18 protein-coding genes are annotated in these 19,046 nt (G+C 68.1%); 7 read left to right on the top strand and 11 right to left on the bottom strand.

Annotated elements, in window-relative coordinates:
* Positions 1-53: 53 nt before the first annotated feature.
* Positions 54-458 carry a hypothetical protein gene (locus tag EYR15_RS03065; protein ID WP_131001385.1) on the bottom strand — a complete coding sequence of 135 codons (405 nt, stop codon included), beginning with the start codon at positions 456-458 and terminating at the stop codon, positions 54-56.
* Between the two features lie 463 nt (positions 459-921).
* On the opposite strand from EYR15_RS03065, the gene EYR15_RS03060 reads away from it, so the two are divergent.
* Positions 922-1,929 (top strand): Tim44 domain-containing protein, encoded by a 1,008-nt coding sequence (locus tag EYR15_RS03060; RefSeq protein ID WP_131001384.1) that lies wholly within the window; start codon positions 922-924, stop codon positions 1,927-1,929.
* Positions 1,930-2,092: 163 nt separating this feature from the next.
* Here the strand turns inward: EYR15_RS03060 and EYR15_RS03055 are convergent, their stop codons facing one another.
* From EYR15_RS03055 to EYR15_RS03035, 5 genes are read right to left on the bottom strand one after another with little or no spacing between them, the layout of a single operon-like run.
* Positions 2,093-2,380: an HPr family phosphocarrier protein gene (locus tag EYR15_RS03055; RefSeq protein ID WP_131001383.1), complete on the bottom strand. Its 288-nt coding sequence runs from the start codon at positions 2,378-2,380 to the stop codon at positions 2,093-2,095.
* A gap of 51 nt (positions 2,381-2,431) precedes the next feature.
* A complete protein-coding gene (locus EYR15_RS03050; protein WP_131001382.1) occupies positions 2,432-2,833 on the bottom strand; it encodes a PTS sugar transporter subunit IIA in 402 nt (133 codons plus the stop codon).
* An 18-nt stretch (positions 2,834-2,851) separates the two neighbouring features.
* Positions 2,852-3,433 (bottom strand): HPr kinase/phosphorylase, encoded by a 582-nt coding sequence (locus EYR15_RS03045; RefSeq protein ID WP_131001381.1) that lies wholly within the window; start codon positions 3,431-3,433, stop codon positions 2,852-2,854.
* A complete protein-coding gene (locus EYR15_RS03040; protein ID WP_131001380.1) occupies positions 3,430-5,217 on the bottom strand; it encodes a sensor histidine kinase in 1,788 nt (595 codons plus the stop codon). Before EYR15_RS03040 ends, EYR15_RS03045 begins: the two co-directional genes overlap by 4 nt.
* A gap of 37 nt (positions 5,218-5,254) precedes the next feature.
* Complete coding sequence (locus EYR15_RS03035) at positions 5,255-5,962, bottom strand: response regulator transcription factor (RefSeq protein ID WP_131001379.1); 708 nt, start codon at positions 5,960-5,962, stop codon at positions 5,255-5,257.
* Positions 5,963-6,066: 104 nt separating this feature from the next.
* Between EYR15_RS03035 and EYR15_RS03030 the strand changes: the two genes are divergently transcribed.
* On the top strand, positions 6,067-6,804 hold the full coding sequence (locus tag EYR15_RS03030; protein WP_131001378.1) for a HugZ family pyridoxamine 5'-phosphate oxidase: 738 nt from the start codon (positions 6,067-6,069) through the stop codon (positions 6,802-6,804).
* A 173-nt stretch (positions 6,805-6,977) separates the two neighbouring features.
* Positions 6,978-8,414 (top strand): phosphoenolpyruvate carboxykinase (ATP), encoded by a 1,437-nt coding sequence (locus EYR15_RS03025; protein WP_131001377.1) that lies wholly within the window; start codon positions 6,978-6,980, stop codon positions 8,412-8,414.
* 12 nt (positions 8,415-8,426) lie between these two features.
* Here EYR15_RS03025 and EYR15_RS03020 read toward each other — a convergent pair whose 3' ends face one another.
* The 4 genes from EYR15_RS03020 to EYR15_RS03005 all read right to left on the bottom strand — a co-directional run bounded on the left by EYR15_RS03020 (position 8,427) and on the right by EYR15_RS03005 (position 12,520).
* The gene (locus tag EYR15_RS03020; protein WP_245498111.1) at positions 8,427-9,863 is read right to left on the bottom strand and encodes a sodium:proton antiporter; all 1,437 of its coding nucleotides are present in this window, start codon (positions 9,861-9,863) and stop codon (positions 8,427-8,429) included.
* 17 nt (positions 9,864-9,880) lie between these two features.
* Entirely contained in the window at positions 9,881-10,696 is an 816-nt protein-coding gene (locus tag EYR15_RS03015) for an OmpA/MotB family protein (RefSeq protein WP_131001376.1), read from the bottom strand.
* Positions 10,696-11,463: a motility protein A gene (locus EYR15_RS03010; RefSeq protein WP_131001375.1), complete on the bottom strand. Its 768-nt coding sequence runs from the start codon at positions 11,461-11,463 to the stop codon at positions 10,696-10,698. The genes EYR15_RS03015 and EYR15_RS03010 overlap by 1 nt, the downstream gene beginning before the upstream one ends.
* A 124-nt stretch (positions 11,464-11,587) precedes the next feature.
* The gene (locus EYR15_RS03005) at positions 11,588-12,520 is read right to left on the bottom strand and encodes a KpsF/GutQ family sugar-phosphate isomerase (RefSeq protein ID WP_131001374.1); all 933 of its coding nucleotides are present in this window, start codon (positions 12,518-12,520) and stop codon (positions 11,588-11,590) included.
* A 279-nt stretch (positions 12,521-12,799) separates the two neighbouring features.
* Here EYR15_RS03005 and EYR15_RS03000 point away from each other — a divergent pair, with 279 nt between their 5' ends.
* Both EYR15_RS03000 and EYR15_RS02995 read left to right on the top strand, forming a co-directional pair.
* A complete protein-coding gene (locus EYR15_RS03000; RefSeq protein WP_131001373.1) occupies positions 12,800-14,257 on the top strand; it encodes an outer membrane beta-barrel protein in 1,458 nt (485 codons plus the stop codon).
* Positions 14,258-14,374: 117 nt separating this feature from the next.
* A complete protein-coding gene (locus EYR15_RS02995) occupies positions 14,375-15,307 on the top strand; it encodes a DMT family transporter (RefSeq protein WP_165455405.1) in 933 nt (310 codons plus the stop codon).
* A gap of 7 nt (positions 15,308-15,314) precedes the next feature.
* Here the strand turns inward: EYR15_RS02995 and EYR15_RS02990 are convergent, their stop codons facing one another.
* On the bottom strand, positions 15,315-16,193 hold the full coding sequence (locus tag EYR15_RS02990) for a UTP--glucose-1-phosphate uridylyltransferase (RefSeq protein WP_131001371.1): 879 nt from the start codon (positions 16,191-16,193) through the stop codon (positions 15,315-15,317).
* A gap of 217 nt (positions 16,194-16,410) precedes the next feature.
* Here EYR15_RS02990 and EYR15_RS02985 point away from each other — a divergent pair, with 217 nt between their 5' ends.
* Positions 16,411-17,547, top strand: a complete 1,137-nt coding sequence (locus EYR15_RS02985) for a lytic murein transglycosylase (RefSeq protein WP_131001370.1) — start codon at positions 16,411-16,413, stop codon at positions 17,545-17,547.
* A 60-nt stretch (positions 17,548-17,607) separates the two neighbouring features.
* On the top strand, positions 17,608-19,038 hold the full coding sequence (locus EYR15_RS02980; RefSeq protein WP_131001369.1) for a DUF459 domain-containing protein: 1,431 nt from the start codon (positions 17,608-17,610) through the stop codon (positions 19,036-19,038).
* The last annotated feature ends 8 nt before the right edge of the window (positions 19,039-19,046 follow it).

Below are 19,046 nucleotides of genomic sequence, written 5' to 3'. Positions count from 1 at the left end.
CCGCGGGATCAGGCCCGCCAAGTCGATGATGCAGTGAAAGAAGGCTGTGCCGCTCAGCGCACCGGAAGCGCGAGGGCGATGAGCATCGATGACACCGCCGGCGTCCAGCGCCGCGCGGCCGCCGCGAAATCGTTCTGCGCCCGGTTCGAAGCGGCGGCGGCGTCCGTCTCCTCGAAGCGCGCGAAGACCAGTGTGATCCGCCGCTCGATCGGCGCCTCGTGGGCAGTTGCGGCGACTGTCTCTGACTCCTGCGCCGGAGCGGCCAGCCGTTCGGTGTCGGCGCGGACCGCAACCGCGACGGCGCCAGCGTCAAGGGCGGCCGCCGGACGATCGAATGTCGCTTCACTTTCCGGCAGCAGCGGCAGCGCCGCCAGCGAATCCGTCGGAACGAAAAGCTGCGCGCGAGCGGCCGTGAGAGCGCCCACGCTGAAGCTCTCGGCCTGCGCAAAGGTGGACATGGCTGCTCCGCAGAGCGCCGCGCCAACGATCAAGGCCTGCTGATGTCGGCGAATCCGCCGGATCGTCCCCATAGCGACCATGCTTAAGGCCGGATGGCGTCGAGGCCGAGCCTGAAATGCCGTCGTGAGGCAGTTCGCCGCGGCCGTGACATTTAGGCCGCAGCGTGGCGGAAGCAGGGCGGCGGAGAGCCGAGCGGCCTACTTGCAGCAGCCAGAGACCTTGCCGCTTCCGGGAGCCCGATCATGACTCCCGCAGTTTATCGCCAAGACACGGCAGCGAGGTATTTCGCCGTACTTCGGGCGTGGATCATGATCTGCAGGCTTCGATCGTGAACTCTCACGCCGCGATAAATAAAACGTGAGCTTAGTTTCGCATGATGTGTCGGGCTATTGGAGCGCAGGCCACCCATAACCATCTGTGCTCGAGCGGCCGCAACTGCGGTTGACGATGGTGGAGACTGCGATGAAGCGCGTAAGCGCCAATGCCCTGAAACGCTGCGCCAGCATTGCTGCGGCGGCCCTTCTCATCGGCGCGACCTTCGCGCCGGTCGATGCGGATGCGCGGGCGGGCAGAGGCGGCAGCTTCGGCAGTCGCGGGACAAGGACCTTCTCCGCGCCGCCGCCGACCGCGACCATGCCGGGAGCGGCCCCGATGCAGCGCTCGACCACGGCGCAGCCCGGGCCCTCCTTCGGCAATAACGCGGCGGCCCAGCAGGCCCCGCGTCGTGGCGGCCTGTTCGGCGGTGGTCTCGGCGCCGGCCTGATGGGCGGGCTGCTCGGCGCGGGCCTGTTCGGCCTGCTGTCGGGCTCCGGTCTGTTCGGCGGTCTCGGCTCGCTGTCCTCGCTGTTCGGCCTGCTCATCCAGGGCGCGCTGATCTTCCTGGTCGTGCGCCTCGTCATGGGCTGGTTCGCGCGCCGCAGGGCTGGTGAGCAGCCGGCGGCGGTCGGCGGCCCTTCGCCCTACAGCCTCAACCGCGACAACGAGCCGGCGCAGGGCGCGGGCCTTGGCGGCTCCGGCTTTGGGCGCAATTTCGGATTCGGCGGCGGTCAGCCTGCGAGCGAGCCCCTGACGCTCGAGAAGCAGGACTTCGACGTCTTCGAGGCCAGGCTCGGCGAAGTGCAGGCCGCTTGGTCCGCTCAGGACATAGAGCGGATGCGTGGGCTTGCGACGCCTGAGGTGGTGCAGGATTTCGCCGAGGATCTCGCGGACGATGCGAGCCGCGGCGTCGTCAACCGCGTCACCGACGTCAAGCTGCTGCAGGGCGACCTTGCGGAAGCTTGGCGCGAAGGCGCGCGCGACTACGCGACCGTGGCGATGCGCTACGGCTTGATCGACGTGACGGAGGACCGGGCGAGCGGCCGCGTCGTCGATGGCGACCAGAGCCGGCCGACGGAGGCCGCGGAGATGTGGACCTTCGTGCGCTCGCGCGGCGGGAACTGGCTGCTCTCGGCGATCCAGCAGGCGGCTTAAGCGGGGCTCCGCGTCGTCGGCGAAGAACGTCATCCCGGACGGCCGCAAGGCCGATCCGGGATCGTTTGCAAGAAGTCGCGTCTTATTCTGAGGACGATCACGGCTCCCGCTCCGCTCGGCCGGGATGACGCGCCCTTTCCGCGAATAGATCCTTTGCGGATCGCTACTCTTCTTCCCCGAAACGATTCTCGACAAGCGCAGTCAGCGCCGCAATCGCCTCTTCGGCGTCGGCGCCTTCGGCTTCGACATGGATTGTGGTGCCTTTGCCGGCGGCCAGCATCATCAGACCCATGATCGAGGAGCCGCCGACGGTCTCGCCGTTGCGGCTGACCCGGATCGTCGCGCCGAAGCGTTCGACCGTCTGCACGAATTTTGCGGAAGCCCGGGCGTGAAGCCCGCGCTTATTGACGATCGCGAGCTCGCGCGCGACCGAACCCTGCCCGGACTCCACCCTTGAGGTCTCCCAGTCCCGCGTTCCGCGCGGTTATTGTTGGCGCCTGCGTTACTTGCCCGACAGAACGCGGCTCGCGACGTTGATGTATTTGCGTCCGGCGTCCTGAGCCTGAACGACCGCGACGTCGAGCGGAAGGTCTCCGCGCACGCTTGCGAGCTTGATCAGCATCGGAAGGTTGATGCCGGCTATGACCTCGACCTTCCGGCCGTCCATGCATGAGATCGCAAGATTTGATGGGGTGCCGCCGAACATATCGGTAAGCACCGCGACGCCGTCTCCGGTATCGACGTCCCGCACCGCGGCGATGATGTCGCCACGTCGGAGCTCCATGTCGTCCTCGGGATCGATCGTGACGGTCGCAATTTGGTTCTGCGGGCCGACCACGTGTTCGAGAGCGGCGCGAAACTCACAGGCGAGACGCCCATGGGTGACGAGGACCAGGCCTATCATGCAGTCTCCGCGCAAAACTCATTGCGCTCCGGGTCGGGGACTTCGCTCGCCGCCATCGTGGCGAACGTCTTCCCACAGGTTGGCGCATACCGGCGCCGAAAGCATGAGTTTTCCATGTTGCGCCGCGAACGCAAGAGGGGAGCGGACACAGCAACGGCGCCAAAAGCTCTCAAGGGCGCCAAAAACAAGGCCGATCGCCTGATTCGCCTCGCCTTTGGGCGCGGCAATCCGCGGCAAGGCGATGCCCTCGATCTGAACTTCTTTCGCCTCTGCGGTAGGCATTCGGGCCAGATCGTCCTCGATATCCACCACGAGACGCACGATCGCGGCCTCCGCATAAGGGATTTTGACGATCCCGTAGCCTCGCCGTTCGATCAATCCAGCAAGGGCTGCGGGAGCGGAGGCGACCAACCGGCCGCTGGCGCGCTCCAGCAGCGTGCGGTCATCGGCGACCAGCCGGGCGAACTGTCCTCGCGGCTCCGCCGCGGCGACAAGGATTTCCGACAGCGACGACTTGCCCGCGCCGGGCGCGCCCCTGATCAGCACGCCAGCCTCGCCGAGGAGCACGCAATTGGCGTGGATGCTGGGCCCTGCGATCATGTGAGCGCGGCCTTCAGCCGGACCGTGAAGCGCGCGCCCTTTATGATCGGCTCGCCGTCCGGCCCGATCTCGCTGCGGTTTTCCGCGCGAATGACGCCGCCCTGCGATTCCACGATCTGCTTCGAGATCGACAGGCCGAGGCCGGAGTTCTGGCCAAAGCCCTGCTCGGGGCGATCGGTGTAGAAACGCTCGAAGATTTTCTCGATCGCATCCGGCCGTATCCCCGGCCCGACGTCGTCCACCACGATCTCGACGAATCCCCGCGAGCGTCGGCAGGTGACCTTCACCACCGCCCCCGGCGGAGAGAAGGAGCGGGCGTTGTCGACGAGGTTGGTGACGACCTGGGCCAGCCGCGAATCGTTGCCGAGCACGAGATAGGCGTCGCGCCCTCTCGCAGCGTCCGCGACCTTGAGCTCGACCGTGACGCCGCCATCGCGCGGCGCGCCGTTCTGCATGTCGAGCACGGTGGAGAGCAAAGTCACGACGTCGATCGGCTCGGCGTCCTGCCGCTGAAGCTCCGCGTCGAGGCGGCTCGCGTCCGAGATGTCGCTGATCAGCCGGTCGAGCCGCCGAACGTCATGCTCGATCACCTCGAGCAACCGCGCCTTGGACTGCTCGGTCTTGGCGAGCGGCAGGGTCTCGACCGCAGAGCGGAGCGAGGTGAGCGGGTTCTTGAGCTCATGGGCGACGTCGGCGGCGAACCGCTCGATCGCCTCGATCCGGGCATAGAGCGCGCTGGTCATGTCGCGGAGCGCGCCGGACAGGTGGCCGATCTCGTCCGACCGCCGCGTGAAGTCCGGGATCTCCTCGCGGTGCTTGTAGCGGTGCCGGACGCGCACGGCGCCGTCAGCGAGCTTGCGCACAGGCCCCGCGATGGTGCTCGCGAGCAGCAGCGACAGCACGACCATGACGGCCGCCGCGACGAGGAACACGCGCATGATGGCGTAGCGCTCGGCCTGCACGATGGCGTCGATGTCGCCGCCTTGCGTCGAGAGCAGCAGCACGCCGGTGACCGCGCGGAAGCGCTGGATCGGGACCGCGACGGAGACGATGATCTCGCCGCCTTCGTTCACGCGCACGATGCTGTTCGGCGCGCCGGAGAGCGCCTTGGTGACTTCCGGATAGCCGCGGCCGTTGGCTGCGCCGAGTTCGGCGTAGAGCGGCAGGTCGGTGCGGCGGAACCAACCCTTCACAGTGCGTACGAGGCCGCCGATCATGCTGTCGTCCTGCCGGCGCGGCGGCGGCAAGTCGAACCGCAGGATGTCGCCGCGCGCGTAGAGCGAGCGGGAATCGAGCAGCAGCGCGCCCTCGCGGTCGTAGATGCGCGCCCGGGTGCGGGTCGGCGTCACGAGCCGGCGCAGGACCGGCGCGATCTTCTCGGGATTGATCGGGAATTCGAGGCTTTGGAGGCTTTCTTCGCCGGGGGCCGCCGTCTGCCCGGCCTGAAGCTCCATCAACTTGTTGGGATCGACATAGAGCTGGTTGGTGTCGGCGGTGGCCGAAGAGGCGATCGCGCCGGCGATGATCTCGCCCTGGATCAACAGGCTCTGCAGGCGCGCGTCGGTCAGACCCGCTCGGAACTGGTTGAGGTAGAGAATGCCCGACACCAGCGCGACGAGACCCGCGAGGTTCAGCACGAGGATGCGGCGGGTGAGGCTGGAGAAGCCGAGCTGCCGGAGCGCAGTAAGGCTCCGCCTCAGCCGCACGCCCAACGGTTCGCGGGCGGCGTCCTCCTCGGTATCGGCCTGGACGATATCGTCCGCCCGCTCGGCTTCGACGCTCATGAGATGACCGGAAGAGAGCGGGAGATGTTCCCCCCGCTCAGATCTCCTTGAAGCGGTAGCCGACGCCGTACAGCGTCTCGATCATGTCGAAGTCGTCGTCGCTCGACTTGAACTTCTTGCGGAGCCGCTTGATGTGGCTGTCGATCGTGCGGTCGTCGACATAGACTTGGTCGTCATAGGCCGCGTCCATCAGGGCGTTGCGGCTCTTCACGACGCCGGGCCGCATGGCGAGCGCCTGCAGGATGAGGAACTCGGTGACGGTGAGCGTCACCTGCTCGCCCTTCCAGGTGCAGGTGTGACGCTCGGGGTCCATCATCAGCTGGCCCCGCTCGATGGCCTTCGAATCGACGCCCTTGGCGGCCCCGGGGACCGGGACCTCCTTGGCGGCGGCCCGACGCAGCACGGCCTTGACGCGCTCGACCAGCAGGCGCTGGGAGAATGGCTTCCGGATGAAATCGTCCGCGCCCATCTTCAGGCCGAACAGTTCGTCGATCTCCTCGTCCTTGGACGTCAGGAAGATCACTGGGAGTTCGGACTTCTGACGAAGCCTGCGCAGCAGCTCCATGCCGTCCATGCGGGGCATCTTGATGTCGAAGATCGCGAGGTCCGGCGGCGCGGCGCGCAAGCCATCGAGGGCGGCGGCGCCGTCGTTGTAGGTCTGGATCCGGTAGCCTTCGGCCTCCAACGCGATGGAGACTGAGGTCAGGATGTTGCGGTCGTCATCGACCAGGGCGATCGTCGGCATGGCGCCTTCTTGTATATCACAGAGTTCGGCCGATGAACCGTGATCCCGTGGCTTAAATGTGACCGGCACTCTATCGTTCCAAGATCTTCAAGGAATTCACGCGCATGACCGAAGTTGAGGCGCCCGTCGCCACGTCCGAATTCGATCCAGTCGTCTCTGCGCGCGGCCTGCTTCGCTCCGCCCGGCGAGCCAGCCTCGCGACGAGGGACAGCGACGGCGGCAGGCCTTACGTCTCGCTGGTCGGCGTCGCGTCCGACGAGGACGGCGCGCCGCTGATGCTGGTTTCAAACCTCGCCCGCCACACGCGAAACCTCTCGGCGTCTCCGGAAGCGAGCGTATTGGCGGCGGATATCGGCGCGGGCGACCCGCTCGCCCATCCCCGCGTCACGCTGTTCGGCCGCACGGTCGAGGTCGACAAGGAAGCCAGGAGGGCGCGCTGGCTCGCGCGGCAGCCGGACTCCGCGATGTATTTCGACTTCGGCGACTTCCGCATGCAGCGGCTGGAGCCGGAAGGCGCGCATCTCGTGGCCGGCTTCGGCCGCATCGTCGATCTGGACTGGGCCGAACTGCGCACTGAAACGGGCGGCGCCGAGAAGCTTTTCGAAGCGGAGGCCGGCATCGTCGAGCACATGAACGAAGACCATGCCGACGCGACCAGGCTCTACGCTACGAAGTTGCTGGGCGCGGAGGACGGCGACTGGCGCTTTGAAGGCTGCGATCCGCTCGGTTGCGAGATCGGGCTTGCCGGCCGTGCGCTCTACTTGCCGTTCCCCGAACCGGTGACGAACGCGGGCGAGGTGCGGAAAGCGCTGGTGGCGCTTGTGGCGAAGGCGCGCGGCTGAACGCGACGCCACTTCTCCACAGCTTATCCCGACGATTCTTCCCGTACGGGTTCGCGGAAGCGGCGTTCGGCGCGCGTCACGTTACGGTCGTTTTTGGCTGATTGGTCTTCAAACCGTCATGCCCGCTCCGGCGGGACGAACCGGACGCGACACAAAGCGGGAGGATCGCCATCGTGCGGCAGACCGGGATTTGGAACGCGGCGCATGGCGTCGAGGCTTTCGGGCTGGAGCGGTTGTCGGGCGTCAGCTGGAACTTCGGCGCGCCCGCGCTGATCGAGCGCGCGGTGCGGCGCGGAGAGGCGCAGCTGAGCGCCGCCGGCGCGCTGGTCGGAGAGAGCGTCACCATCCCTGCGACGATCCTGCGGGTCGCCGAAGACGGCCTCAGCAGTGACGGTTTCGATGCGCTCCGCGCCGACATGGCGGATCATGCCGCCGGCCGCGAGCTGTTCGCGCAGGACCTCCACGCCGGCGACCGGCGCACGCCCTTGCGCGTCTTCGCCGAGCACGCCTGGCGCGCCCTGTTCGCCGCGTCGTCGTTCGAGCGTTCGGATCGCGCTCAACTCGAGCAGTTCATCCCGGCGCTGACGGTGCTCGATCTTCCCTCGTTCCGTCCAGACGCCGCGAGCCATGGAGTCAGCGGCCCATTCGTCGCGATCGATGCCGAACGCGGAATCGTTCTGTCTGGCGGCGGCGCGTCGGCGTCAGCGCTGGTCAAAGCGATCGCGGACGCCGTCGTCGGCGTCGAGGCGCCTTCGGGAGACGAGATTCGGCTCAACGCCGCGGTCACCGACGGCGCGGCAGTCGCGCTGATTGTGGGCGCCGAGGGCTCCGGCAAGTCGAGCCTAGTCGGTCCAGACGGGCTGACCGAAGGCGTCGTCGGCTGGTCGATGCAGGGGCTTTCCGGCGTCGACAAACCCGCAGCGCAGGCCGGGATCACTCCGCAATGGGGTTTCGGCTCGGTCGTGGAGAATGCGTCGCTCGATCCGGACACTCGCGAGCCGCAGAGCGAGGGAACGCTTGCGACGCCGCTCGCCTCCGGCGCGCTGCGACCGTCCGATCTCTTCATCCTCGCCCGCGACGCGTTCGGCGTGTTGCCGCCGATCGCGCGGCTCGACGTCGAAGGCGCGGTCCGCTTCATGCTCCTAGGCTACGGGCCGGAAGTCTCGTCGGAGGGCCCGCAGGCGACGTTCGATCCGGGTTTCGGCGCTGCCGAGGATCTCGACGCCTATGGCGAGACGCTCGGCCGCCTGATCGCGGAGCAGGACGTCCGCTGTTGGCTCGTGAACACCGGCTGGGTCGGCCCCGCTTCGGACGAGACCCGTGTGCCGCTGGAGGCGACGCGTGCGCTGGTCGCCGCGGCCCGCTCCGGCGCGCTCGACGGTCTGGAGCGCCGCGCCAGCAAGATGTTCGGCTTCGAGGTTCCGGTTGACGTTCCGGACGTCGACCCGCTGCTGTTCCAGCCGCGTAAAGCGTGGGGCGACAAGCGCGCTTTCCTGGCGGCGGCGCGCGAGCTGAAGGCCGAGTTCGAAACCGCGGCCGAGCGCCTCGGCCTCTCCGCGCAGGACGCGGCCGAGGACGACGAAGCGCCGTTCAGAGAGGCCGCGGAATAAGCGCCCTCGGCGCTAGACGAAGAACAGCCACGTCACCAGCGCGAAGCAGGGCAGCAGGATTCCGCAGGACCAGGCCATGTAGCCGAAGAAGCTCGGCATCGCGAGGCCGCGGTTGCGGGCGATCGCCAGCACCATGAAGTTGGGCGCGTTGCCTATATAGGTGAGCGCGCCCATGAATACCGCGCCGGCGGAGATCGCCGCCAGCGTGTCGGCACGCTCGCTCATCAGCAGGCCCGCGTCTCCGCCAGCGAGATTGAAGAAGACGAGATAGGTCGGCGCGTTGTCGAGCACGGCCGACAGCAGGCCCGTCGCCCAGAAATACGCGGCGGGGGCCGGAGCGCCGGCGTGGTTGGAGACGAGCGCGATCAGGGGCGCCGCGGGGCCGTCGGGTCCGGCCTTCAGGATCAGCAGGGCCGGAATGAGCGTTACGAAGATCGCCGCGAAGAGCTTGGCGACTTCTCGGATCGGCTCCCAGTCGAAGCCGTTGCGCTCGCGCAGCGGCCACGGCGTGATCTTCAGCGAGATCAGCGCCAGCACGACCAGGATGACGTCGCGCAGGACCGCCTGCAGTGGCACATGCGCGCCGTAGAGATCCACATTTATGCCGGGATCCCAGATCCCGCTCATCAGGATCGCCCCGACGACGCCTGCGAGCAGCGGAAGATTCTGCAGTCCTTCCAACCCGAGCGGCGCGGCCGGCGTTGGATCGATCATCCGCGGCCGCTCCTCGCGAGAGTAGAACCAGCGGTCGAGTAGATAGAAGATCCCGAGCAGCAGGCCGAGGACGAGGGCGGTCTCACGCCAGAGATGGGTGGTCGTCCAGAAGAACGTAACGCCCTGAAGGAAGCCGAGGAACAGAGGAGGATCGCCGAGCGGCGTCAGCGAGCCTCCGACGTTCGAGACGATGAAGATGAAGAACACCACGATATGGACGTTGCGCCGGCGGTCGACATTCGCGCGGATCAGCGGGCGGATGAGCACCATCGAGGCGCCTGTCGTGCCGATGACGCTCGCCAGCAGCGCGCCGATCGCGAGCAGAGCGACGTTGACCTCAGGGCTTCCCTTCAGCGCTCCGCGGACAAGCAGCCCGCCGGACACGGTGAACAGCGAGAACAGCAGGATCACGAACGGCACGTATTCTAACGCCGCGGCGTGCACGACTTCGCCGGCGACCTCGGCCGGCCCCTCGACGATGGCGAACGGCACGAGCAATACGAGCGCCCAGAAGGCCGCGACCTTGCCGTGGTGGTGATGCCAGAAATGCGGACCCGCGAGCGGCAGGATCGCAATGGAGCCGAGCAGGCCGACGAGCGGCAGCGTCCAGCCGAGCGACAGCGTCCGCCCTTCGACGTGGCCGCCCGGCGGGGGCAGGAGCAGCAGCAAAGCGAGGAGCGCGGCGGCTGAACTGGCGCCTGCGAGCAGCGCCCTGCGATTCCGGATTGCGATCACGCCGGCAATCTAGCCGTTCAGGGGCGAAGGTCCATCGGGATCGCGCCGGGAGCGGCGGTCAACGAGATCGTGACCCGGCGGTTGGCCGCAATCTGTGGCGCGTCGGGGAACATCGGGTCGGTCGCGGCCTTCCCCTGAACCGAGGCGAAGCGGTCTTCCGGCACGCCGCTGGAGGCGAGCAGGCCGCGCACGGCGCTCGCGCGCGCGGCGGACAGCCGCCAGGAATCCGTTTCGCCGGCCTCCGAGACGCCGGCCGCGGTGTGGCCGGTGATCGAGATCGGGTAGCTCAGGGTGCGCAGCGTCGGGGCGACCGCCGTCAGCGCGTCGACGATGCGCTGCGAGGGCGTCGCGGAGCCTGCAAGGAACATCGAGCGGCCATCCTGGTCGACCAGCGAGATCGCGACGCCTTCGGAGGAATCCTCCACCATGATCTGGTTCGACGCCTCCGATATCTCCGGCATGGAGCGCAGGGCCTGACGCAGCGTCGCCGCCGCGCGGGCGTATCCACGCGCCGCTATCGCGGTGTCTGCGCGATTGGTCGACAGCGGGCCTGCGACGTTCGAGGTCTCCTCGGGCGTGCGCGCGCTGTTGTTGAGAAGCTCGGTCCGCGACGGCAGGCCGCCGATGTCGATCATGCCGTCGGCGATGATCTCTTTCTGGGTGCCGAACGCCTCGCGCATCGAACCTGCGACGATCGCCATCTTCTTCTTGTCCTGCGTCGAGAAGGCGACGAGGACGACGAAGAAGGCCATCAGCAGGCCCATCAGGTCGGCGAAGGTGACGAACCAGCCATGGCCGCCCCCATGGTCGCCGTGCTTCTTCTTCCGCGCCATCAGGCGGCCTCGGCCAGCGCTTCTCTGTGCTTCTCCGGCAGGTAGGCGAGCAGCATCTCCTTGACGACCGCGGGGCTCTTGCCCTGCCTGAGGCTCAGCACGCCGTCGATGACCAGCGTCTGGTTCAGTTCGTCATGAGCGAACTTGATGGCGAGCTTGTCTGCGATCGGCAGGAAGAAGAAGTTGCCGACGACCGCGCCATAGAGCGTCGCGAGCAGCGCGATGGCCATGAACACGCCGAGCTTCGACGGATCCGACATCTCGGCGAACATCTGCACCATGCCGATCAGCGTGCCGATCATGCCGAAGGCCGGCGCGCAGTCGCCGATGCCGCGGAACACCTTGCCGGCCATCTCGACGCGATGAAGGTTGAGGTCGCGCTCCTTCTCGAGCGTCTCGCGGATGAAATTCTCGTCGAAACCGTCGGCGAGGTAGCGCACGCCCTTGGCCAGGAACTTGTCTTTCGGATCAGCCTTGTCGAGGCCGACAGGCCCCGACTTGCGCACGATCTGCGCCATCTCGGCGATCTCGGCGATCAGCTCGCGCGGATTGCTGTGATGGCCCATGAAGACGGTCTTCAAGGCCGTCGGAAACGCGGACAGAAATGCGCCGAGCTCGAAGCGGATGAGCGTCGCGGTGATCGAGCCGCCGAAGATCACGATCACGGCGTGCTCGGAGTAATAGCGCTCCAGTCCGCCGCCCTCATGGATGAGGAAGCTTAGGACGCCGATGCCGCCGACGAAGCCGATGATGGTCGCGAAATCCATGTCCGTTCCCCGGGCGCAATGAGGCGTGCGCCTTTCGACGGTTCGGATGGTGAAGATTTGCGGTTAAGGCGACGTGAAGGACGGCTCTACCGGGTTCTTTCCGCCGAGACGGAGAGAGCGCCGTTCAGGCCAAGCCGAGCTTCAGCAGCTGGTGGATGTGCACCAGGCCGACGGGCTTGGCGTCCTCGACCACGAACAGCGCCGTGATGGCGCGCCCCTGAAGCTCGCTGAGCGCGCTCGCGGCGAGATCGTCGGGGGAGATGACCTTCGGGCTCTTCGTCATGACCGCCTCGACGGGCATGGTCGTGAGGTTCGGGCCCATGTGGCGGCGGAGGTCGCCGTCCGTCACGATGCCGACCAATGCGCCATCGCCATCCACCACGCCGACGCAGCCGAAGCTCTTGCGCGACATCTCGATCAGCGCCTCCGACATCGGCGTGCCGAGCGGCGCAAGAGGAACCATGTCGCCGACATGCATGGCGTCGCGCACGAAGGTGAGCACCGCGCCGAGCTTGCCGCCGGGATGGAACCGCTGGAAGTCGCCGGGCGTGAACTTTCGGCTTTCGAGCAGGGCGACCGCGAGCGCGTCGCCGATCGCGAGCTGCATCGTGGTCGAAGAGGTCGGCGCGAGCCCGTGAGGGCAGGCCTCGGCCGCCTTCGGCAGCAGGAGCACGATGTCGGCCGACTGGCCGAGCGCGCTCGCCGCGTTTGAGGTGACCGCGACGACCGCCACGCGAAAGCGGCGGGAATAGTTCAGGAGGTCGCGAAGCTCAGCCGTCTCGCCCGACCAGGAGAGCGCCAGCACCACGTCGTCGGGCGTGATCATCCCGAGGTCGCCGTGGCTGGCCTCGGCGGGATGCACGAAGAAGGACGGCGTTCCGGTCGACGCGAAGGTCGCGGCGATCTTGCGGCCGACATGGCCGCTCTTGCCCATGCCGCTGACGATGATGCGCCCGGTGGCGTTGGCGAGCCGCGCGACGGCCTTGGCGAAGGCCGCGCCGAGCTCGTCATCGAGAGCCGCGCGCAGGGCTTCGAGCGCGGCGGTCTCGATCTCCATGGTTCGGCTGGCGGACGCTACGGCCGCGGCTGCTGCGCCTGCGGAGACGACGTCGAGGGGCTCCGACGGGAGCGACGAGCGGAGTAAACTGACCAACGACCTGACTTCTCCAAAAGCGCCTGCGCAGAGATCGCACGCGGGCGCACTTTAGCACTTTCGCGGCCGAGGCGCATGCGCGCGCGTCGCGCAGGGTCAAGGCTTTCTTAACCATCCCCGTTTCATCGTCGTTAACCATACCGCGAAGGCGCGAGAAGCGCTCGCCTGCGGCCACAGGAAGCCATGTCCCGCCGCCGCGCCCTCACATGCTCGCTCGTCACTGCGGCCACGATCAGCGCCGGTGCGGCCTTCGGCCAGACGGCCGCGCCGGAGGCGGCCGAGGAGCCGCTGCGCCGGCTGGATGGCCGCAACCTGGCCGGCGGCGACTACGGCGTCGATCAGCAGGAGCAGGCGCCGCTCGCGGGCGGCGATTACGGCGTCGACCGGGCGGGCGATTTCGCAACTGACGGAGCCCTCCGGCCGCTGGCCAGCGATCCGCTATCGGCGCGCTCCGGCTCTCTGAGGCGGCGTCTGCCGCGGCTGCCGGGCTTCCCCGCCGATGATCCTTACGCTCCGCTCGGCGTCCGCGCCGGCGCCTTCGTTCTCAGGCCCACGATTGAGGCGGGAGGGGGCTACGACAGCAATCCCGACCGGCTTGATAAGGGCGGCAAGGGATCGGCGTTCTACCGCCTACGCGGCGGGCTCGACGCCGTTTCCGATTGGGAGCGCCACGAGGTGGCGGTCCGGGTCGACGGCCAGATGCGTCGCTTCACCGACAGTGAGCGGACCGGCTACGAGCCGCAGGGCTCGGCTGTCGTGGACGGCCGGCTCGACGTCACCGAGCGCACGCAGCTTCTGAGCGAGGCGCGCGCCTCCGTCACGACGTCACGGCCCGGCGATCCGGACACCCCCACCGGCCTCAAGGGCGATGAGATCCAGAAATCGTTCGGCGGCACGCTCGGCGTATCCCAGACCTTCAACCGGCTGAGCTTCAAGCTCGAAGGCCTCGCCGACCGCTACCTCTTCAACGACTCGAAGCTGCGCGACGGCACGATCCGCGACAATGGCGACCGCATCTACAACGCCTACGAACTGAGGCTGCGCGGCGCCTACGATCTGTCGCCGATGCTCCAGCCCTTCGCCGAGGTCGCGATCGACACGCGTGACTATGACCTCAGGACTGGCGACGACGGCCGCAGGCTAGGCTCCGACGGGTACGCCGCGCGCGTTGGCGCGACCTTCGAGGCCGCCCGGCTCATCACCGGCGAACTCGCCGTCGGCTATGGCCGCCAGCGCCCGAACGAAAAGGAGCTCAAGGACACGGACGGCCTGCTGATCGACGGCGCGGTGATCTGGTCGCCGAGCGCGCTCACGACGGTGACCGGCAGCGCCAAAACGGCCCTGCAGGAGACGACGCTTGCAGGCTCCGGCGGCGTGCTCGTTCGCAGCTTCGGGCTTGCGGTCGAACATCGCCTGCGCCGCAACTTCATCGTGACCGCGCGGGCCGATTACGAACGCTCGCGCTACCGCGGCATCGGCCGCATCGACGACGGCGTGACCTTGGCGCTCGAAACCGAATACCGCCTCAGCCGCTCGTTGTCGTTGATCAGCAGCGTCTCGCACGAGCGCCTGAACAGCTCGGAAGCCGGGGAAGACTACAAGGCGTCGATCGTCGAAGTCGGCCTTCGCCTCCGCCGCTGACGCGCCGATTGCATGACGGCCATGCGCGTCAAGACCGTGAATAGCTAACGCTTGTTAACCGGTCTCGGTTAGGTAAGCGCCTACCTGCCGATGACCTTCAAGAAGCCTGCCGATCCGATGTCCGCCACTGATCTCGACCTTGTTCCGCGTCAGCAGGGGCTCGACGCCACCACCCGCGGCGTGCTCGCGATGGTGCTGGGGATGGGCTTCCAGGTGGCCAACGACACGGTCATCAAGCTCGCTTCCGCCCGCGTGCCGATTCACGAGATCATGGCGCTGCGCGGACCGCTCTCGATCGTGCTGGCGCTCTTCGCCGTGGTTGCGTTCGGACAGCGGAAGAGGCTCGGCTTGGTCACGCACCCGCTCGTCGTGCTGCGCTCGGCGCTCGAGGCCGTCTGCTGCCTGATCTACATCACGGCGCTGTCGGGGCTCGGGCTCGCCGAATTCACCAGCATCATCCAGGCGACCCCGCTGCTCATCACCGGCCTCGCCGTTCTGCTTGGCTGGCAGAGCGTGGGTTGGCGCCGGTGGACGGCGATCGGCGTCGGCTTCGTCGGCGTGCTGCTGGTCGCCAAGCCTTCCGCCTCGGGCGTCAACTTCTATGCGGCGCTGGCGCTGCTCGCGGCCTTCATTATGGCGGTGCGCGACCTTGTCACGCGGCGCATCCCGGACCAGGCGCCGTCGATGGTGGTGACGCTCGGCGCGACGCTCACGGTCACGGCGCTCGGCGCCGGCCTCGGCGCGACGCATCCGGCGGCCTGGGTCATGCCGACGGCTCTCGAGGCCGGCTACATCGCCTTTGCCGCAATCCTCGTCGTCGCCTGCAACATGACGATCGTGCTGGCCTTCAGACTGGGCGACATGAGCGTCGTCGGGCCGTTCCGCTACAGCGTGATTCTTGGCTCGCTGATCCTCGGCTACGCCGTCTGGGGCGACCGCCCCGATTCGCTGGCCCTGGTCGGCGCTGCGCTGATCGTGGCTTCAGGGCTTTATGCGCTGAAGCGGGATAGGCCGCGCAAGACGGCGACGCCGGACGTCGCGCCGCTTTAGGCGCGCCTCACGCCTTCAGCAGCTTCTCGATCTCCGCGCGGAAGTCGCCCTTCAGTTCGTCGCGGGCGAGCGCGTAAGCGACGTTTGCGGTGAGGAAGCCGAGCTTCGAACCAGTGTCGTAGACAGGCCCTTCGAAGACGTATCCGGAGAACGGCTGCGCATCCTTCAAGGCGAGCATGGAATCGGTCAGCTGGATCTCGCCGCCGGCGCCCGGCTCTTGGCGAGCCAGCAGGCCGAAAATCTCGGGCTGCAGGATGTAGCGACCGGAGATCGCGAGGTTTGACTCCGCCGTGCCGAGCTTCGGCTTCTCGACCATCGAGGTCATCTTGAAGCCCTTACCGACCGCCTCGCCGCGCCCGACGATGCCGTACTGGTTGGTCTGCTCCTCCGGCACCTCGTACACCGCGACGACGTTGCCGCCGCCCGCTTCGTTGTAGACGTCGATCATCTCGGCGAGCGCGCCGCGCGGCGCCTGGTGCAGCATGTCGGGCAGAAGCAGCGCGAACGGCTCGTCGCCGACGATGTCGCGCGCGCACCATACGGCGTGGCCGAGGCCAAGCGGCTCCTGCTGGCGGGTGAAACTGGTCTGCCCGGCGCCCGGAAGCTGGGCCTTCAGGATCTCCATCGCTTCCTTCTTGCCGCGGCGCTGGAGCGTGTCGTCGAGTTCGTAGGCCTTGTCGAAATGATCCTCGATCACGGCCTTGTTACGGCCCGTGACGAAGATGAAATGTTCGATGCCAGCGGCTTTCGCCTCGTCCACGACATGCTGGATGACGGGCTTGTCGACGACCGTCAGCATCTCCTTCGGCACCGCCTTGGTAGCCGGCAGGAAGCGCGTGCCGAGACCGGCGACAGGGAAAACAGCCTTGCGAATCGGACGGGACATAAAGGCTCCGGATGGGAGTCGCGGCCGGACGAACGCCGCCGCCGGGAGGGGAGGCGGCCAAGGTGGCGCGCCCGACCCCGTCCGTAAAGCACCCCGCGACAATGCGGCGCCGGGATCGTGGTTAACCCGATGCAAACGCCCGCGCGTATCATTGGCGCCCAAGCTCATCCGCGAAAGCGGGCAAGGCGCAGCTTCGCGCCGACACGGAGACGACGCCATGAAGCTGTCGCCACTCTTCAACGCCGCAGCGCTCGGGCTCGCGATCGCGATCTCAGCCTCGGCCGCCGCTCAGGCCGACGCCCGCTTCGACGCCTTCGTCGCGCGGCTGAAACCTGACGCGATGCGCGCAGGCGTCAGCGGCGCGACGTTCGACCGCGCCTTCCGCGGCCTGACGGTCGACCGCGAGGCGATCGAGAAGTCGCAGTACCAGCCTGAATTTAAGCAGACGATGGCGCAGTACATCGACACCCGCGTCAGCGACACGCGGATCCAGGCCGGCCGCGACGATTACCGCCAATGGGCGGACACGCTGGCTAGCGTCGAGCGCACCTACGGCGTGGACCGTTACGTCGTACTGGCGGTGTGGGGGATGGAGACGAACTACGGCGACAGCATGGGCGGCCACAACGTCATCGAGGCGCTGGCGACGCTCGCCTGCTGCCAACAGCGCCGGCCGGAGTTCTTCCGCAAGGAGCTGATCGCCGCGCTTCAGATCGTCCAGCACGGCGACATTACGCCGGAGAAGATGATCGGCTCCTGGGCGGGCGCGATGGGCCACACCCAGTTCATGCCGACGAGCTACAAGGTCTATGCAGCCGATGGCGACGGCGACGGCAAGCGCGACATCTGGACCTCGGTTCCCGACGCGCTGGCCTCGACCGCCAACTACCTCCGCAAGCACGGCTGGCAGAACGGCGTGAGCTGGGGCTACGAGGTCGCGCCGGGCACGACGCGTCGCGTCGGCGGCGGCGCGCTGCCCGCGGCGGCGGCGAAGCGCTTCGCGCCGGGCGGCCCGGAAGGCCCCACCTTCATGCTCACCAGGAACTTCCAGGTCATCAAGCGCTACAACAACGCCGACAGCTACGCGCTCGCCGTCGGCCATCTCGCCGATCGCTTGCGCGGCGGCGGCGCGTTTGCGACCGAATGGCCGAACCACGACAAGCCGCTCGATCAGCCCGGGCGGATGGAGCTGCAGGCGCTGCTCGCCCGCAAGGGCTTCTCCATCGGCGAGCCCGACGGCAAGATCGGACCCGCGACCCGGGACGCGATCATGTCCTATCAGCAGGCCCAGGGCCTCGCGCCTGACGGCTATGCCGGCGTCTCGCTGCTGCGGAGGCTCCGCGCGGCGCGCTGAGCACGGCCGGTTCGGGGCTGGCGTTGGCGGCCGCCGGCCAAGGGTGGTAGCCTGCCGGCCATGAGACGGCCCGCCCGCCATGCGCTTCTCGCGCTCGCCGCCTTGTCGGCGCTGTTCGTCGCGGACGCCATGCGCGCGGACGTCGGCGCCCAGGACTACTACCGGCGCTACGACTATGACGCGCCGCCTCCCGAGCGGCCGCGGCGCTACCGGCAGGATCCGGCCTACGGCGACCGTGAGATCGCGTACGAACGTCGCCGCGCCGCGCCAAGTCCGGACTATCGCGAAAGCCGACGCATTCCGCCTCTGGCGGAGCGTCAGCGGTCTTCCGGCTTCGGCGGCTTCCTGCAGCGGCTCTTCGGCGGCGGCGCCCGCGACGACGACTCATCCGCGGACGGCTGGGGCGCACGGCGCGATCCGGGCGCAGTCGAAATCCGGCCCGCGCCGCGGCCGACCCGGCGCAGAGCCGCGCCCGACCAAGCACGCACGCCGCCGCCTCTACCGCCGAACGTCATAGCGCTGCCGGCCGAGCCCGCGATCACGGCTCCCACGACTGTTGTGGCGGTCTTCGGCGACGCGATCGCTGAAGGACTCGCGGACGGTCTTGCCTCGGCTTTTTCGGATGCGCCTGATGTGGCCGTGCGTTCCTTCGTGAAGCCGAATGGCGGGCTGGTGCGCGCGGATTATTTCGACTTCGTCGACGCCGCAAAGAAGGCGCTCGCCGCCGGCCCGGTCGCCTATGCCGTGGTCGACGTCGGCGTGAACGACCGCCAGCCGTTCCAGGACGGATCCACCGCGCAGCCACTCTCGGAGGCTTGGAGGAAACGCTATGTCGAGCGGGTCGACGCGCTGCTCGCCGTATTCACGGAGCACAAGGTTCCGGTCTACTGGGTCGGGCTCGCGCCGAGCGACAGCGATGACGCCAACGCTGACCACACCGCGCTGAACGTCCTGACGAGAGACCGCGTGGAGGCTGCGGGCGGCGTCTATGTTGACGTCTGGGAAGGCTTCGTCGACGAGGACGGCGCGTTCGAGGCCGAGGGGCCGCAGCTCGACGGCCAGATCGGACGGCTCCGGCTCGACGACGGCGTGCGGTTTACGGCCGAGGGCTCGCGCAAGCTCGCGCATTACGTCGAGCGGGAGATCCGCAAGGTCTACAAGCCAGCCGCGCCGCAAGCGGACGCGATCGCGGGCGCGGTTTCTCCGGAAGGCGATCCTCAGGACGCCACCGCGCCGGCCGCGGAGCGCCCGAGGCGGCTGGCGAGCCCGCTGGTCGTGCTTACCGCCCCCCGCCGCGCCGAGAACGGCGCGCTCGCGGCGGCGGCGCTTGCCGTGCCCGCCCGCGACGCCTCGCCCGAGGCCGAGCGCGTGCTGGTCAAGGGCGAGGCCCAGGACGGCGCACCGGGGCGGCTTGACGATTACAAATGGCCGGGCGCCGAGAAACCCGCGGCGCAGGGCGCTGCAGCGCCGGAAGACCCTGCGAAGCCCTGAAACTGGCG

This window comes from Hansschlegelia quercus, assembly GCF_004310425.1.
Classification (GTDB): domain Bacteria; phylum Pseudomonadota; class Alphaproteobacteria; order Rhizobiales; family Methylopilaceae; genus Methylopila; species Methylopila quercus.
The sequence above is the reverse complement of the archived record's forward strand: the minus strand, read 5'-3'. Positions and strand labels throughout refer to the sequence as shown.

Coding starts and splice junctions, on each gene's coding strand:
- EYR15_RS02980 (WP_131001369.1), top strand. CDS start 17,608: ATGAGACGGCCCGCCCGCCATGCGCTTCTCGCGCTCGCCGCCTTGTCG.
- EYR15_RS03005 (WP_131001374.1), bottom strand. CDS start 12,520: ATGGAGATCGAGACCGCCGCGCTCGAAGCCCTGCGCGCGGCTCTCGAT.
- EYR15_RS03035 (WP_131001379.1), bottom strand. CDS start 5,962: ATGCCGACGATCGCCCTGGTCGATGACGACCGCAACATCCTGACCTCA.
- EYR15_RS03015 (WP_131001376.1), bottom strand. CDS start 10,696: ATGGCGCGGAAGAAGAAGCACGGCGACCATGGGGGCGGCCATGGCTGG.
- EYR15_RS02990 (WP_131001371.1), bottom strand. CDS start 16,193: ATGTCCCGTCCGATTCGCAAGGCTGTTTTCCCTGTCGCCGGTCTCGGC.
- EYR15_RS03010 (WP_131001375.1), bottom strand. CDS start 11,463: ATGGATTTCGCGACCATCATCGGCTTCGTCGGCGGCATCGGCGTCCTA.
- EYR15_RS03045 (WP_131001381.1), bottom strand. CDS start 3,433: ATGATCGCAGGGCCCAGCATCCACGCCAATTGCGTGCTCCTCGGCGAG.
- EYR15_RS02995 (WP_165455405.1), top strand. CDS start 14,375: ATGTCCGCCACTGATCTCGACCTTGTTCCGCGTCAGCAGGGGCTCGAC.
- EYR15_RS03030 (WP_131001378.1), top strand. CDS start 6,067: ATGACCGAAGTTGAGGCGCCCGTCGCCACGTCCGAATTCGATCCAGTC.
- EYR15_RS03000 (WP_131001373.1), top strand. CDS start 12,800: ATGTCCCGCCGCCGCGCCCTCACATGCTCGCTCGTCACTGCGGCCACG.
- EYR15_RS03040 (WP_131001380.1), bottom strand. CDS start 5,217: ATGAGCGTCGAAGCCGAGCGGGCGGACGATATCGTCCAGGCCGATACC.
- EYR15_RS03050 (WP_131001382.1), bottom strand. CDS start 2,833: ATGATAGGCCTGGTCCTCGTCACCCATGGGCGTCTCGCCTGTGAGTTT.
- EYR15_RS03065 (WP_131001385.1), bottom strand. CDS start 458: ATGTCCACCTTTGCGCAGGCCGAGAGCTTCAGCGTGGGCGCTCTCACG.
- EYR15_RS03060 (WP_131001384.1), top strand. CDS start 922: ATGAAGCGCGTAAGCGCCAATGCCCTGAAACGCTGCGCCAGCATTGCT.
- EYR15_RS02985 (WP_131001370.1), top strand. CDS start 16,411: ATGAAGCTGTCGCCACTCTTCAACGCCGCAGCGCTCGGGCTCGCGATC.